Origin of the sequence: Nocardia sp. NPDC057227 (genome assembly GCF_042669725.1) — a bacterium.
Lineage (GTDB): Bacteria > Actinomycetota > Actinomycetes > Mycobacteriales > Mycobacteriaceae > Nocardia > Nocardia asteroides_A.
The window spans coordinates 147,432-161,834 of the sequence record NZ_JBHUXA010000001.1; the positions used below are offsets into that span (position 1 = coordinate 147,432).

The window sequence follows — 14,403 nt, forward strand, 5'->3', positions numbered from 1 at the left end:
ACGTGCAGCCTCCTTGGTCGCCCACGCGCAGCTCCACCACCCGGACGCGGCAGCGCGCCCGGGAGCGAAAAAGCAATGGGGACAGTCGAATCGAAGAAGGCGCCGATGCCTTCAGGTACTGATCTCGCGACGTCGGCGCTTTCGCAACGTAACAAAGAGCGCGAGCGGTCGCTACTTGCGTCTCAGCCGGATACGACGCGTAAACGGGGCACGAATTCGGGGCGACCTGCGCGGACGCTGTCGGCACGGGCCAGGGGGAACGGAAACCGGATAGATGCGAGTCACACCGTGGGGGCTGCGCTATAAAACTGGCGAGTAGGTTGATCGAGGTTGCCGGGCGACCTCCGGCACGCTCCCCCTCGGGTTCGACACAACCCCCTCTTTGTGGATCTCTACGTTTTCAGATTATGCCGCCAACAATCGGCTAACTAGATTGACCGCGCACGACCACGCATGGGATCGCGAAGTCGAGATTCCCCGCCGACCACCGTGATATAGACCACTTACCGATCGGTACGGAATCACCGGAGGTCATTGCGACGCGCACCACTCTGTGCCATAGTCGGCGGGCATTTGATCCCGGATGGTTTCACTAGCTCGAGGCGTCGCAAGACCCACGTGCCGGTGTGACCCCGGTCATCCCAACGGTGTGGTGTGAGGACGTGTATGAGAACTCGAACGGTCGCACGGGCGGCGGGCATCGCCGTCGCGGCATTGTCGACGGCGGTGGCGACGGCGCTGACGCCGTCGGTCGCGCAGGCCCGCGACACCTTCTATTCCTACAGCGGCACAACGGATCTCGCTGCGCTGGCGCCGGGAACCGTCCTCGACGTCCGGACGGTCCCGTTCCACCTCGCCGAGGTGCCGACGCCGCTGACCGCCATCCAGGTGCTGTACCGCTCGACCGACGCCGGGGGCAATGCCGTCGCCAACGTGACCTCGGTGATCAGGGCCGCCGGGGCCGGGCCTGCCACGGGCGTGATCTCGTACCAGTCCGCCTACGACTCGCTCAACCCCGAGGACAGCCCGTCGCGCGCGGTCGCCGGTGACATCCAGATCGGCGGATTCACCAGCAGCGGGCGCAATCTCGCCGTCGGCGGGCTCTTCTTCTCCGGCGAGGTCGCCGGGTTCGCGCTGCTGCTCGCGCAGGGGTTCAGCATCGTGGTGCCGGACACCGAGGGGCAGCAGGCCAATTTCGCCGCGGGCCCGGAGTACGGAATGAACACCCTGGACTCGCTGCGCGCGGTCGCCCGGGTGCCCGAGACCGGGATCGCGCCGGGCACCCGCACCGCGCTGATGGGGTACTCCGGCGGCGCGATCGCCAGCAACTGGGCCGCGATCCTCGCCCCGGAGTACGCGCCGGAGATCGCGGCGCAGCTCATCGGGGTCGCCCAGGGCGGGCTGCTCGCCGTGCCCGCGCACACCCTCCGCTACGCCTCGGGCAGCCTGGCCTGGGCCGGCGTGGTCGGCATGGCGCTGGTCGGCATCTCGCGCTCGTACGGGATCGATGTCGAGCAGTACCTGAGCGACCACGGCAAGCAGGTCTTCGCCCGGCTGCGGGACGCCTCGATCATCAACGTCTTCCTGCAGTACCCCGGGCTCACCTGGCAGCAGATGGTGCTCCCGCAGTACGCCGACCCGAACTCCATCCCGGAGTTCACCGCGGTCGCGAACGCGATCAACATGGGGCTGGCGCCGATCCCGACCATCCCGATGCTGGTCTACCAGGGCACCGGCGGCATCTTCGAGGGCACGGCGCCCGGCGGGCCCGGCCTCGGCGACGGTGACGGCATCATGATCGCCGGCGACGTGCGCGCCCTGCTGAACCGCTACTGCGCGACCGGGCTGCCGGTGCAGTACCGGGAACTGCCGCTGCTCAGCCACGGCGCCGTGGTACCGATCTGGGCCCTCGAGACGCTCGCCTGGGTGAACGCCCGCTTCGCCGGGGAGCCCGCGCCGACCAGCTGCGGGCAGATCGCGCCGGGCAACGCCCTGGAGCCCGAGGTCTACCACGGATGACGGCACGCGCGGGCCGGACAGCTCCCGCATCGCCGAACCCGCTACCCACACCCGGCTCACGCTAGGTCGGCGCGCGGTCCGCCGCCGGGCCGCGCGTCGGAGTTGGTACCGCCGCACAACGGGGTCCACCCGCTTTGTGCGCGGTCTCCAGTCTCATCCGGTCGGAAGGAGTTCGTCGCCGTAGGCGGCCAGCACCTCGAGCGCCAGCTCCAGGTGCAGCCTGCGCTGGTCGATCGGGCGCCCGAGCCGCTGCTCGGCCTGCTGCAGCCGGTAGCGCACGGTGTTGGTGTGCACCCCGAGCGCCTCCGCGGTGGCCGTGACATTGCCGCCGCCCGCGAGGAACTCGCGCACCGTCTCGCGCAGCCGGGCGGCCGGCTCACCGGGGCCCGCGATCCCGCCGAGTTCCCGCTCGACCAGCAGCCGGGCCGACTCCACGCTGCCGTCACCGGTGAGCAGGCAGACCAGATCCACGTCCCGGTAGGCGATCACCGGCCCCGCGGCGGCGCCGTCGGCGGAGAGCCGCTGCGCCGCCAGCGCCTCCCGATGGCTGCGCCGGAACCCGTCCACCCCCGGCCACGGGGTGCCCGCCGCCATCCGGGTGCCGGGCACCGGCGGCGCCGGGATCAGCGCGACATCGGCGGGCTCGGGGGTCGCCACCCAGGCCCACAGCCCGTGCGTGCCGCTGGGCAGGGTGAGCGGGGGCGGGCCGCCGAGCGCGGCGGCGGTGTCGGCGGCCAGCCGGGCCAGCACCCGGGCCGCCACCGGCGACGCCATGCTGTGGTCGGCCCAGAGCGTGAGCGCGGTCTGCTGGTGCTCCACGTTGTGCCCGAGCCGCTCCGGCGTCAGCTCGGCCGCGGTGGCGTCGCCGCGCAGCAGCGCCTGGACGGTGGCGGCGCGCTGCTCCTCGGCGCTGCGGCTGCGCTGCTCGCGTTCTTCGAGGTAGGCGGTGACCACCGCGTCCAGGCAGCCGTCCAGCCACTGGCTGCTGCGCTCCCAGAAGGTCACCAGCACCGCCCCGCGCAGCTCCGGATCGCGGATCTGCAGGTCGAGCACACCGGTGATGTAGCGCCACAGCCCGCGCTGGCCCACCCGATAGGTCTTGAGCAGCACGTTCAGGTCGTATCCCCGGCGCGCCACCGTGCGCGCGCCGTCGATCACCTCGATCGGCGGCCGGATGTCGAACCGCGGCCGCCCGATCCCGGCCAGCAGCCCGAGCCAGTGCGCCTTGCCACTGCTGCGCACCTCGCCGCGCAGCTCCGGGTCGGCGGCGAAGCGCGGGAACTCCTCGAGCATCGCCCGGTCCACGAACCGCAGCACGTGCTCGGTCTCGGCCTCGGTGCGCACCCGCTCGGCGAAATCCGCGAGCCAGGCATGAACGATCGCGCGGTCGACGGCCACCATGTTCCCTTCCGAGCCCCCCGGCCCCGGCGGCGAGTGCGACGCGGTGTTCGCCTGTCGCCGAACCGAACTCGGCGCGGCGCCGGATGCGGGACGTCCCCATCGCGTGACAGATAACGTCGTTACCCGCCAAACAGTACTACATGTTACTGTCCGGTAATCGCGACCGCGTGTTCGATCGGGCAGGGGCGTGCCCTACCCCGCGACGCGGCCGTCCGACTCCGGCTCGGGGGCGTCGGCGCGCAGCTGGTCCCGCTCGGCGGTGAGTACGGCGTTGTCGTCCTCGAGCTCCAGGATGCGCCCGATCCCGGCGAGATTGATCCCCTGCTTGCTCAACTCGGAGATCCGCTCCAGCCGGGCCAGATCGGCGCCGCTGTAGCGCCGGGTCCCGCCCGCGCTGCGCGCGGGGGTGATCAGCCCGTGCTGTTCGTAGAGCCGCAGCGTCTGGACCGCGATGCCGGCCAGTTCGGCCGCGACCGAGATCGCGTACACCGCTCGATCCGGTCCGTGCACCGGTCCGTCACCGCTCATCGCCGCTGTTCACCGTCCTTCCGGTCTGTTCCAGATTATCTTCTCACCCTACTTGCACTCATCTCAGCAGAGTGCTAAAACAAATCTATGCCAGCGAACGCAGATTACCTGGCACCGCATACAGTGAGACAAGGAGTAGTGGAGGTGGCGACCATGCTGATGCGTACCGATCCGTTCCGGGATCTGGACCGATTCACGCAGCAGGTGTTCGGCACGGCGGCCCGTCCGGCGGTGATGCCGATGGATGCCTGGCGTGCGGGCGAGGAGTTCGTGGCGGAGTTCGATCTGCCCGGCATCGACCCGGACTCGCTGGATCTGGATGTCGAGCGCAATGTGGTGACGGTGCGCGCCGAGCGCGCGCCGCTGGACCAGGGGCGGTCGATGATCGCCTCCGAGCGGCCGCGCGGGGTGTTCTCCCGGCAGCTGTTCCTCGGGGAGGGGCTCGACACCGAGCGGATCCGCGCCGACTACCGGAACGGCGTGCTGCGGCTGACGATCCCGGTCGCGGAGAAGGCGAAGCCGCGCAAGATCGAGATCATCCGCGATGAGAACGAGGCCAAGGCGCTGGCCGGTTCCTGACCGGCCGCGCGGGTGGCGACACCCGTCGCGCAGTCCCCGCCCGGACCCCGCGGGGACCTTCGCGGGGCGGGCCCGGCGGTCACGGGCCCGCCCCGGTCCGGCGTTCTCAACCCCGCGGCGCGCGGGCGGCCGCGACGGTGTCGGCGGTGCCGAAGAGCTGATCGACGCCGAGCAGCCGCAGCGTGCGCCCGATATCGGCGGGCACCGCGACCAGGGTGAGGGTCGCCCCCGCCCCCTGGGCGCGGTGATGTGCCGCGATGAGCACGGTGATGCCGCGGGAATCACAGAAGGTGAGCGCCCGCAGATCCAGCACCAACATCTCGCCCGCGCTCAGCGACAGCCCGGACAGCAGCGCGAGCACCTGCGGCGCACCGGCGAAGTCGAGTTCGCCGGCGAGCTCGACGACGGGGCCTTCGGCGTCGGTGCGGGTGCGGACCGTGAGATGGGCGCTCACGGCTGCCCCCGGCCCGCGCCGGGAAGGTGCAGCGCCAGCAGCGCGGTGTCGTCGGTGACCCCGGACCCGAGGGTGTGCAGCAGATCGGCCAGCCCGGCCACCACGTCGGTCGCCGACACCGGGGCCAGTGTCTCGGCCAGGCTCAGCAGCGCCTGCTCCCCGAAGAGGCCGCCGGTGCTCGTGCGGGCCTCGGTGAGCCCGTCGGTGTAGAGCAGCAGGGTGTCGCCGGGGCACAGGGTGACGGTGGTCGTGACGATCACGGCACCGGCCAGCACCCCTATCAGCTGCCCGCCCTCGGTGGGCAGATACGCGGCGGAACCGTTGCCGCGCAGCAGGATCGGTGCCGGATGCCCGCCGGAGGCGATGGTGATCTCGACCCCGCCACCGGACAGCACGAGCTGCCCGTAGAGCACAGTGCAGAACCGGGGATCGCCGGGGTTGTACGCCTCGAGCAGCACTCCGTTCAGGTGCTCGAGCACCGCGGCGGGGCCGGGGGCGTAGACGGCGGCCGAGCGCAGCGTGTACCGCACCCGCGAGGTGATGGTCGCGGCGAGCGCGCCCTTGCCGCAGACATCGCCGAGGAAGAAGCCCCAGCGCCCCGCGGCCAGCGGGAACAGGTCGTAGACATCGCCGCCGACCTCGTCCAGCGAGGCGATGTGGTAGTGCGCGGCGGCATCGAGCCCGGGCACCGTCTCCAGCGCCGGGGGCAGCAGCGTGCTCTGCAGCAGGTGGTTGAGCCGGTGCAGCCGGTCCCGCTCCACCTCCGAGGCGCGGTGCGCGCGCAGCAGTTCGGTCTCGTAGTCCCTGCGGTCCTTGGCCGCGACCACGGTGGTGCGGATCAGCAGGGGCGCGCCGTCCCCGCCGGTCCGCACCACCGAGGTGACCAGCACCGGCAGGCGCTGCCCGTCGGCGGTGCGCAACTCCAGCGCGATCGCGTTCACCTCGCCCTGCATCTGCAGCAGCGGCGCGAAGTGGGTTTCGTGGTAGAGCCTGCCGCCGACGGTGAGCAGGTCGCCGAACCGGCGGACCCCGACCAGCTCCGCGCTGGTGCGGCCGAGCCACTCGAGCAGGGTGGTGTTGATCCGGGCGATCGTGCCGTCCATCAGGGTGGAGAGGTAGCCGCACGGCGCGTGCTCGTAGAGGTCCTCGGCGTCGTCCTCGAGCACGGTGGCGGCGGCACGATCCTCGGGCCCGCGGCCGGGCGCGGCACTCACCGGCCTGCCGTCGCCCGGCCCGCGGCGATCCGTCCGTCGGCGTCCACCCGTTCATCCTGGCAGAGCCGGGCCGTGTCGCAACGATCTCGCACCGGATCGATGACGCGTGGCGCGCCGAGCCCGGGCTCGCGACAGGTCGCGCCGCACCTTCGGGATGGCTCCCGGAGGTGTCCGATCACCGTGCCCGGTCGCGTTCCGCCGCGCTGTCGGAATCGAGCGGCATACTCAGGGTCACCGTGGTCCCCGAGTCGAGCACGGTGACGCGGCTCTCGTGCACCAGGGCCTTGATCATCTGCAGACCGCGGCCGCGCAGGGATTCGGTGTGGCCGCGGTCGTCGTCCGGCGCGGCCGGGCGGGTGACCCAGTGCCCGTGATCGGAGATCCCGACCAGGACCGCCCCGCGCGCCACGATCGCCTCGAGCCGGATCGGCCTGCGATCACCGGCGTGGCCGTGCTCGATCGCGTTCGCGCAGGCCTCCCCGGCGGCCAGCAGCAGGTCGTAGGCGCGCTGGGAATCGGCGATCATTCCGGCCAGCCACCGGCGCAACCGACTGCGCACCCCGGGGAGCTGGTCGGGGCTGGCGGGAAACTCGATCCGTAGCGGCTCGACCGCGCTGCTCATGTCGTCTCCTTCGGCCGGGCCGTTCTCCGGCTCTCAGGAGCAGGGCTACCCCGCGGTCGCGACCTCCACACACCGGCCGGGGCGGTCGTCGACCGCCCCGGGGGGACGAAAGGGGGCTCACCTGGGGCAAGATTCGGGACGGACCGTTCGGGTAGGACGCGCGAGCGGTTCCGATGTGGAGGCAGGTGCGCGGGTGTCGGGTTCGACGGTGGCGATGGAGATCCAGGCGCGGCCCGAGCAGTTGGGGATCCTGCGCTCGATGACTCGATCGCTGGGATTGGGGCTGGGGCTGGCTATCGACGCCGCCGCAGACCTGGAGTTGGTCGCGCACGAGATAGCGACGGCGCTGATCCCGGTGGCGGCGCCGGGTGCGATCGTGCGCTTCGAGTACCGGGTGGAGGCGATCGAGATCGAGGTGCTGATCAGCTCGCACACCGCTGTGCCGCCGGTGCTGAACGGGCTGGGCTGGCACATCGTGCGCACCCTTGTCACCGACTTCGCGCTGGGGTGCGGCTCCCACGACCCGGCGCGGGCCGGGCACCCGGTGACGGTCGGGTTCTCCTGGCCGCACCCGCTCGGGTAGGGCATCGGCCGGTTCGGGTGTCCTGGTCGTCGCCGGGACCTGGACCCGCCAGGGTGCCCGACGAGGACGTGGCCGGAACGGGAGAGCGTCTTTCGCACCCGGCTAGAGTTCGTCGGATGGGAGTTCCCGAGGTCGTCGAGTCGGAGCGTGTTGCCGCGCTGCTGGAGGCCGAGGCCAAGGCCGTCACGCTCTTCGACGAGGTCCTCGCGCGCGGCCTCGTCACGCCGGGCACCACCGAGTCCGCGGTGAGCGACGCGGTACGCGACCTGGCCGTCGAACTCTTCGGCACCCGCCGCTTCTGGCACAAGCGCATGGTCCGCGCCGGGATCAACACCCTGCAACCCTTCGCCGCCGACCCACCCGACCGCACCCTCGCCGCCGACGACATCTGCTACCTCGACTTCGGCCCCATCTTCGCCGAATGGGAAGCCGACTTCGGCCGCACCTACGTCCTCGGCGCCGACCCCGCCAAACTCGCGCTGCGCGACGCCCTCGAACCGCTCTGGCACGAGGGCCGCGAGCACTTCGAGCGCACCCCCGACATCACCGGCGACCAGCTCTACACCTGGATCACCGCCCGCGCCGCCGAACTCGGCTGGGAATTCTCCGCACCCATCGCCGGACACCTGGTCGGCGAGTTCCCGCACAAGAAGATCTCCGGCACCGAGGTCACCTCTTACATCGCCCCCGGCTCGCACACCCCCATGCGCCGCCTCGACCCCACCGGCAAGCAGTGCCACTGGATCCTCGAGGTGCACCTCGCCGACCGCGCCCGCGGTATCGGCGGCTTCTTCGAGCAACTGCTCGACCTGCGCCCGAATTGATCAGCGATCACGAACGGTTCGCGGATTCGGCGAGCACGTACACCCAGGCCCTGGCGCCGGAACGGAGCGGGACCAGGATGCGGGTGTAGTCGTCGACCTCGTAGGCGTCGGCGGCCCGCAGATCGTCGTCGCCGACCTCGTACACCATCCCGGGAATACCGGACTCCCCGCTCGCGGGACGCAGGACGGGGTGCTCGGCACTGCCGCTGGCGGCAATGACGGCGGCGTCGGTGATGGTGACCTGCCCGAGCTCGTAGCCGGTGATCTCGTCGGGATGCCCGTCGAGTTCGCGGCCGAAGACGCTGCGCTGAACGCCGGGCCGGCGCAGGGTGCCGTAGGAGAACAGCAGGTGCTCGGTCATGGTCCCATCCGACCACGCGCGGACGCCGGCCTTAGCATCGGGCCATGGACCAGGATGCGAGCGAGTTCACCCCGCGGATCGGCAAGGTGGCGCGCCGGGAACTCGCCGCGCACGGGTACACCCGCTACGACCAGTTGACCGTGGTGTCCGCGAAGGAGCTGCTCGCCATCCACGGCGTCGGACCGAAGGCGATCCGCATCCTCGCCGAGGAACTGGCCGAACGCCGAAGCGGATTCGCGGACTGACCGTGGTACCTACCCGGTGTCATCCGCTTCCGCGGTGAAGCGGTGCCGGAGCGCGAGGGAGACGTAGACCAGCGCGACGAGGACGGGCACCTCGATGAGCGGGCCGACCACCCCGGCCAGCGCCTGACCGGAGGTCGCGCCGTAGGTGGCGATCGCGACGGCGATGGCGAGCTCGAAATTGTTGCCAGCCGCGGTGAAGGCCAGCGTGGTCGTGCGGGCGTAGCCGAGCCCGAGCACGGCGCCGAGCGCGAACCCGCCGCCCCACATGAGCGCGAAGTAGACCAGCAGCGGGAGCGCGATCCGCGCGACATCGGCCGGGCGGGCGGTGATCTGGTCGCCCTGCAGGGCGAACAGGACGACGATGGTGAACAGCAGCCCGTAGAGCGCCAGCGGCCCGATCGCGGGGAGCAGCCGGGTCTCGTACCACACCCGGCCCCAAGCGCGTTCGCCGAGCCGACGGGTCAGGTAGCCCGCGACGAGCGGGATGCCGAGGAAGATCAGCACCGATTTCGCGATCTGCCACGGCGAGGCGTCGATCCCGGCCTGCTCGAGGCCGAGCAGGCCGGGCAGCACCGAGAGGTAGAACCAGCCGAGCACCGCGAACATGACCACCTGGAACACCGAGTTCAGCGCCACCAGCACCGCGGCGGCCTCGCGATCGCCGCAGGCGAGGTCGTTCCAGATGACGACCATGGCGATGCAGCGGGCGAGCCCGACGATGATCAGCCCGGTCCGGTACTCCGGCAGGTCCGGCAGGAAGAGCCAGGCCAGCGCGAACATCAGCGCGGGGCCGAGCACCCAGTTCAGCACCAGGGAGCCGGCGAGCAGGCGACGATCGCCGGTGACGGTGCCGATGCGGTCGTAGCGGACCTTCGCCAGCACCGGATACATCATGATCAGCAGCCCGGCCGCGATCGGCAGCGAGATGCCGTCGATCTCGATCGCGCCGAGCGCGTTCCCGAGGCCCGTGAACGCCCGGCCCAGCACCAGCCCGGCGACCATGGCCACGCCGATCCAGACCGGAAGGAACCGGTCCAGCATCGACAGCCGTTGCGCGACAGCCGTTTCCGTCATGCCGGAACCTGGTCCGCTTCGGTCAGCAACAACTCGGCCGGACCCGCGAGCGCGGCGGGGACCAGGCGGTAGTAGACCCAGGAGGCGCGGCGCTCGCTGACCAGCAACCCGGCCTCGCGCAGCACCTTCAGGTGGTGCGAGATCGTGGGCTGGGCGAGGTCGAGCCCGGCCGAGATCTCGCACACGCACGCCTCCCGGCTCGCCCGCGCCGCGATCGCCGACAGCAGCCGCAGCCGGACCGGGTCGGCGAGCGCCTTGAACACCGCCGCGGCCGAGGCGGCTGCCTCGGCCGACAGCGGTGGACGGGTCAGCGGCGCGGAGTCACACACCTGCGGCAGGGCCGGATTCGACATGTGCCGATATTGATCGATATCGAATCCAGCGGCAAATCAGGTGCTCGATTTCCGCCGATGCGCGGTCAGCAGCAGGGGGCGCCGGCCTTCGTATCGCTGCCGCAGCAGGAACTCGCGGCCTCCGCCCCGGTCCCACAGCACGCCGCCTGCGCGTCGGCGCCGAAGTGCTCGGTGTCGGCGAGCACGGTGTAGACCTCCCAGCGTTCGGCATCCGGGCCGGTCACCCAGACCTTGTCCTGGGTGGCGAAACAGCAGGTCGCCGCGAGCTGCTCCTCCGTGAAGAGCCCCGCCCCGGAGAGCCGGGCGATCTCGGCGTGCACCTGCTCCGAGGTCTCGACCTCGACGCCGAGGTGGTTGAGCCGCCCGCCGGAGCCGCGGTTCTCGAGGAGCACCAGTTTCAACGGCGGGTTCTCGATGGCGAAGTTGGCGTAGCCGGGCTTGCGCTTGGCCGGGCCGGTGCCGAACAGGGTGGAGTAGAAGCCGATCGCGGTGTCGAGGTCGTCGACGTCGAGGGCGAGCTGGATGCGGGACATGACCGCCACCTTCCAGAGGTTGTGTGATGTATGTCGAAGAACTTCCGGGGCCGAGTCTGCGCCAGTACTTCGACATATGTCAAGAAGGTAGGTAGGATTCGGTGCATGCCCAAGACGCTGCCGGTGATCGACATGACCGCCCCGGTGTGCTGCGCCCCGGTGGCCGCGGCGCCGGTCGACGAGGACACCGCGCTCGCCATCGCGCTGCGATTGAAGGCGATCGCCGATCCGGTGCGGGTGCGGTTGCTGTCGATCCTGCTCAGCGATCCGGACGGGGAGCACAACAGCGGCGAGCTCGCGGCCGCGGTCGGGCTCGGGGAGTCGACGGTCTCGCATCACCTCACCCAGCTGCGCAAGGCCGGGCTCATCGGCTCCGAGCGGCGCGGGATGAACACCGTGCACGCCGCGCGCCGGGAAGCACTGTCGGCGCTGTGCGTGGCGCTCGACCCGAACTGCTGCCGCTGATTCAGTCGAGGCAGAACTCGTTGCCCTCGACGTCCCGCATGACGATGCAGGACTCGTCGACGCCGTCGGCGCGCAACAGTCGGACGCGCGTCGCGCCGAGCGCGAGCAGCCGGGCGCACTCGGATTCCAGGGCGGCGAGCCGCTCCGCACCGACGAGGCCGGTGCCCGCCCTGACGTCGATGTGCACCCGGTTCTTGGCCACCTTCGCTTCGGGGACGCGCTGGAAGTACAGGCGCGGGCCCGCTCCGGTGGGGTCGACGCAGGCGAACCACGCGCCGTGGCGTGTGCTTTCGACGTCGTCCCACGTCGGGAACCCGGTCGGCGGTGGCGAGGGGACGTACCCCAGCACCTCGCACCAGAAACGGCCGACGCGCACCGGGTCCGCGCAGTCGAAGGTGACCTGGATCTGTCTGACGGCTGCCACCGGTCCACGGTAGAGAGCCGCTCCCGCCGCGGAAACCTGTTTTCGCTAGGGTGCCGCAGGTGACGAGCCGAGCCGCGTTGCCGCCGGACTTCCGGAAGCTGTGGGCGGCATTCACCGCCGCGCAGGCCGGTTCCGCGATCGGCATGGGGGCATTGCCGCTGGTCGCGATCCTGGTGCTGGGCGCGGCGGACTGGCAGGTCTCCATGCTGGCGGCGATCTCGGGGGTGGCGGCCGCGCTCATCGCGCTGCCGACGGGGTCGGTGATCGAGTTCCGGCGCAAGCGCCCGGTGATGATCGGCGCGCACCTCGCCACGGCGGCGGCGCTGGTCAGCGTCCCGTTGGCGGGCTGGCTCGGGGTACTCGGCTTCGGGCAGCTGTGCGCGGTGGCGACCGTGCAGACACTGGCGACGATCGTGTTCACCGCCGCCAACACCGCGCACCTGAAAGCGCTGGTGCCCGAGCCGGATCGGGTACACGCGAGCGCGCGCCTGGAGTCGACGATGTGGACCACCGCCGCGGTGGGGGCGCCCGCGGGCGGGGCGCTCGTCTCCCTGCTCGGCAGTACCGTCACCCTCGCCATCGACGCCGTCGGCTGCCTGCTCTCGGCGCTGGGGATCAGCCGGATCACCGCCCCCGACCCGGCGCCGCCGCGACCGGCGCACACCCCGCGGGTCGACCTCGGTGCCGGATGGCGCCACATCGGCAGCCGCCCGCTGCTGCGCGGGCTGTTCGGCAACGGAATGCTCTTCGGCGGCGCGCTGATGGCCTCCGCTCCCCTGCTCGCGGTGCTGATGCTGCGCGAACTCGGCCTCGCGCCCTGGCAGTACGGGCTGGCGCTCGGGCTGCCGACGCTGGCCGGGCTGGCCGGTTCGCTGTGCGCGCCGCGCCTGGTGACGCGCTGGGGTCCGGCGCGGGTGCTGTTCGGGTTCGGCACGCTGCGCTGCTGCTGGCTCGGGCTGGTGCTGCTCGCCGAGCCGGGAGCGAAGGGGCTGCTCGTGGTACTGGTCGCGGAGTCGGCGCTGCTGTTCTGCGCCGGTGTGTTCAATCCGGTTTTCGCCGTCGTCCGGATGAACGGCACCGACGACGATCACCTGGCCCGGGTCGGCACGGCGTGGTCCATCAGCGCCAAGACGGTGCAGCCGGCCTTCATCGCCGCGGGCGCGGTGCTGGCCGCGGCCACCAGTACGCGCACCGCCATCGGCGCCGCCGCGCTCGTCCTGCTCGCGAGCGCCCTGTTCCTGCCGTGGCGGCACGCGGGCGAGGTGGCCTGAAGCCGGGCGCTCAGATCCAGAGCGGGTCGCCGTACACGGCACCCATGTCGCTGATCTGGTCGGTGTAGACCTGCATCGTCGTGTACTGGCGGATGACCGCAGGGCCGATGCACCCGTTGATGACCAGGTGGACGTCGCGCATGTTGATGCGGGCGGAGGCGCCGGCGACCACGTCCTTCTTCGCGAGCGGCACCTCGGCGATGGTGCCCGGCCGCACCGAGACCGACGCCGTCAGGCCGATGTCGGTCCAGTCCGGGTCGCCGTCGTCGTCCGGCCCGATGCCCGCGTTGATGCCCTGCAGATCGACCGCGCAGCCGACGTGGTACCCGACGGCCAAGGTTCCCGCCGCGGGCGACCGCGTGTACGACGACCCGCTGATGTACACCTCGCGCACCGTGCCCGCGGCGTTGAGCGGCGGCACCTTGTCGATGCTCTCGTCGGACGACCCGACGACGAAGGTCGGGCCGTCCGGCGATTCGAAGGTCAGCTCGTGCGGGGCCAGGTTCACCACCTCGGCGAGGGCCGGGGGCGCGAAGGTGGCGGCGAGCCCGGCAGCCATGACAGGTACCGAGCAAGACAGGACAAGCTTGGTGAGGATGGATGGCATGGCGGCGATCGTAGCGGTGGGCGGGGTCCGGCAAACGGGGACTCGCCCGGCGATCGGGAAAGGAAACCGCAAGTAGAACAGTGTTTCGATGAGGTCTTGTCAGGTCTGGGCAAACGCGCTTTCGAGTCGGCCGGACGCCGCCGTCTTCCCGGTCGGCCCCGACCGCGGGGCCTCGGCGCGGCGGACCGGGGAGCTGCTGCGACCCCTCGTCGGCCGAGCGACGGAGGCGCGCGTCAACAGGCTTCGCACGTGCCCGGGTCGAGCGCGAAACTGTCGGTGACGGCGTCGATTCGTGCGCTGGCGGCGCGGAATCGCTCGGTCGTCGCCGCATCGGCACCGGAGTACCCGCCGAGCGCGAGCGCGCAGGCTTTGAAGGCGCGGGCGGCGGCGCTGGGATGGCAGTGCGCCCCGGCGAACCAGCGGTCGAACCCCGCGGGTAGCTCCTGATCCCACACGACGATGTCGAGCAGGTCGCGCTCCAGGCACTCCTGCACCCCGCTGCGCACCCGATCATCGGCGGTGAGCAGCTCCGGCGCGACGATCAGCAGCTCCGGCCAGGTGTGGTGCACCGGCACCGAGAGCGGCCCCTCCAGCTCCAGCACCGTCGCGCCGAGCAGCTGCAGCGGCGCGATATCGCCGACGTCGGCGAGCACCACCGCCACCTCCCAGCCCGCCTGCGCCCGGTCGAAGAGCCAGCCGCCCGCGTGGGTGACGACGTCCTGCGCGTCCGGGGCGAGGACCGCGAGGCGGTGCCGCAGCCGCAGCCCCTGCGAGTAACTCCACCAGTCCCGGATCGGGCTCCGATGCTCCACCGTGCTCACCCGCGCTCCCCTTCCACTCGCCCAT

19 protein-coding genes are annotated in these 14,403 nt (G+C 71.4%); 7 read left to right on the plus strand and 12 right to left on the minus strand.

Annotation, left to right across the window (positions count from 1 at the left end; translation table 11 throughout):
• Positions 1–666 precede the first annotated feature (666 nt).
• Entirely contained in the window at positions 667–2,019 is a 1,353-nt protein-coding gene (locus ACFUJ1_RS00730) for a lipase family protein (RefSeq protein ID WP_378641000.1), read from the plus strand.
• A gap of 153 nt (positions 2,020–2,172) precedes the next feature.
• On the opposite strand, the gene ACFUJ1_RS00735 is transcribed toward ACFUJ1_RS00730, so the two are convergent.
• The gene (locus tag ACFUJ1_RS00735) at positions 2,173–3,420 is read right to left on the minus strand and encodes a PucR family transcriptional regulator (RefSeq protein ID WP_378641002.1); all 1,248 of its coding nucleotides are present in this window, start codon (positions 3,418–3,420) and stop codon (positions 2,173–2,175) included.
• A gap of 192 nt (positions 3,421–3,612) precedes the next feature.
• A complete protein-coding gene (locus ACFUJ1_RS00740) occupies positions 3,613–3,948 on the minus strand; it encodes a MerR family transcriptional regulator (protein ID WP_378641003.1) in 336 nt (111 codons plus the stop codon).
• 153 nt (positions 3,949–4,101) lie between these two features.
• Between ACFUJ1_RS00740 and ACFUJ1_RS00745 the strand changes: the two genes are divergently transcribed.
• Entirely contained in the window at positions 4,102–4,527 is a 426-nt protein-coding gene (locus ACFUJ1_RS00745; RefSeq protein ID WP_378641889.1) for an Hsp20/alpha crystallin family protein, read from the plus strand.
• A gap of 106 nt (positions 4,528–4,633) precedes the next feature.
• Here ACFUJ1_RS00745 and ACFUJ1_RS00750 read toward each other — a convergent pair whose 3' ends face one another.
• From ACFUJ1_RS00750 to ACFUJ1_RS00760, 3 genes are all read right to left on the minus strand, one after another.
• A complete protein-coding gene (locus ACFUJ1_RS00750; RefSeq protein ID WP_378641005.1) occupies positions 4,634–4,981 on the minus strand; it encodes an STAS domain-containing protein in 348 nt (115 codons plus the stop codon).
• Positions 4,978–6,195, minus strand: a complete 1,218-nt coding sequence (locus ACFUJ1_RS00755; protein WP_378641007.1) for a PP2C family protein-serine/threonine phosphatase — start codon at positions 6,193–6,195, stop codon at positions 4,978–4,980. The genes ACFUJ1_RS00750 and ACFUJ1_RS00755 overlap by 4 nt, the downstream gene beginning before the upstream one ends.
• Positions 6,196–6,370: 175 nt before the next feature.
• A complete protein-coding gene (locus tag ACFUJ1_RS00760) occupies positions 6,371–6,817 on the minus strand; it encodes an ATP-binding protein (protein ID WP_378641009.1) in 447 nt (148 codons plus the stop codon).
• Between the two features lie 193 nt (positions 6,818–7,010).
• On the opposite strand from ACFUJ1_RS00760, the gene ACFUJ1_RS00765 reads away from it, so the two are divergent.
• Both ACFUJ1_RS00765 and ACFUJ1_RS00770 read left to right on the plus strand, forming a co-directional pair.
• Complete coding sequence (locus tag ACFUJ1_RS00765; protein ID WP_378641010.1) at positions 7,011–7,400, plus strand: ATP-binding protein; 390 nt, start codon at positions 7,011–7,013, stop codon at positions 7,398–7,400.
• A 116-nt stretch (positions 7,401–7,516) separates the two neighbouring features.
• On the plus strand, positions 7,517–8,224 hold the full coding sequence (locus tag ACFUJ1_RS00770; protein ID WP_378641012.1) for a M24 family metallopeptidase: 708 nt from the start codon (positions 7,517–7,519) through the stop codon (positions 8,222–8,224).
• A gap of 7 nt (positions 8,225–8,231) precedes the next feature.
• On the opposite strand, the gene ACFUJ1_RS00775 is transcribed toward ACFUJ1_RS00770, so the two are convergent.
• Complete coding sequence (locus ACFUJ1_RS00775; RefSeq protein WP_378641014.1) at positions 8,232–8,585, minus strand: gamma-glutamylcyclotransferase family protein; 354 nt, start codon at positions 8,583–8,585, stop codon at positions 8,232–8,234.
• A 44-nt stretch (positions 8,586–8,629) separates the two neighbouring features.
• On the opposite strand from ACFUJ1_RS00775, the gene ACFUJ1_RS00780 reads away from it, so the two are divergent.
• Complete coding sequence (locus ACFUJ1_RS00780) at positions 8,630–8,830, plus strand: hypothetical protein (RefSeq protein WP_378641015.1); 201 nt, start codon at positions 8,630–8,632, stop codon at positions 8,828–8,830.
• 9 nt (positions 8,831–8,839) lie between these two features.
• Here ACFUJ1_RS00780 and arsB read toward each other — a convergent pair whose 3' ends face one another.
• The 3 genes from arsB to ACFUJ1_RS00795 all read right to left on the minus strand — a co-directional run bounded on the left by arsB (position 8,840) and on the right by ACFUJ1_RS00795 (position 10,790).
• A complete protein-coding gene (arsB, locus tag ACFUJ1_RS00785) occupies positions 8,840–9,904 on the minus strand; it encodes an ACR3 family arsenite efflux transporter (RefSeq protein WP_378641017.1) in 1,065 nt (354 codons plus the stop codon).
• A complete protein-coding gene (locus ACFUJ1_RS00790; RefSeq protein WP_378641018.1) occupies positions 9,901–10,257 on the minus strand; it encodes an ArsR/SmtB family transcription factor in 357 nt (118 codons plus the stop codon). Before ACFUJ1_RS00790 ends, arsB begins: the two co-directional genes overlap by 4 nt.
• 65 nt (positions 10,258–10,322) lie before the next feature.
• Complete coding sequence (locus ACFUJ1_RS00795; RefSeq protein WP_378641020.1) at positions 10,323–10,790, minus strand: ArsI/CadI family heavy metal resistance metalloenzyme; 468 nt, start codon at positions 10,788–10,790, stop codon at positions 10,323–10,325.
• A gap of 105 nt (positions 10,791–10,895) precedes the next feature.
• On the opposite strand from ACFUJ1_RS00795, the gene ACFUJ1_RS00800 reads away from it, so the two are divergent.
• Positions 10,896–11,255, plus strand: a complete 360-nt coding sequence (locus ACFUJ1_RS00800; protein ID WP_378641022.1) for an Rv2640c family ArsR-like transcriptional regulator — start codon at positions 10,896–10,898, stop codon at positions 11,253–11,255.
• Position 11,256: 1 nt separating this feature from the next.
• On the opposite strand, the gene ACFUJ1_RS00805 is transcribed toward ACFUJ1_RS00800, so the two are convergent.
• A complete protein-coding gene (locus ACFUJ1_RS00805; protein WP_378641024.1) occupies positions 11,257–11,679 on the minus strand; it encodes a VOC family protein in 423 nt (140 codons plus the stop codon).
• A 59-nt stretch (positions 11,680–11,738) separates the two neighbouring features.
• On the opposite strand from ACFUJ1_RS00805, the gene ACFUJ1_RS00810 reads away from it, so the two are divergent.
• On the plus strand, positions 11,739–12,950 hold the full coding sequence (locus tag ACFUJ1_RS00810) for an MFS transporter (RefSeq protein ID WP_378641026.1): 1,212 nt from the start codon (positions 11,739–11,741) through the stop codon (positions 12,948–12,950).
• 10 nt (positions 12,951–12,960) lie between these two features.
• Here ACFUJ1_RS00810 and ACFUJ1_RS00815 read toward each other — a convergent pair whose 3' ends face one another.
• Complete coding sequence (locus ACFUJ1_RS00815; protein ID WP_378641027.1) at positions 12,961–13,509, minus strand: MspA family porin; 549 nt, start codon at positions 13,507–13,509, stop codon at positions 12,961–12,963.
• A gap of 281 nt (positions 13,510–13,790) precedes the next feature.
• Positions 13,791–14,378 carry a hypothetical protein gene (locus ACFUJ1_RS00820; RefSeq protein WP_378641029.1) on the minus strand — a complete coding sequence of 196 codons (588 nt, stop codon included), beginning with the start codon at positions 14,376–14,378 and terminating at the stop codon, positions 13,791–13,793.
• Positions 14,379–14,403: the final 25 nt, after the last annotated feature.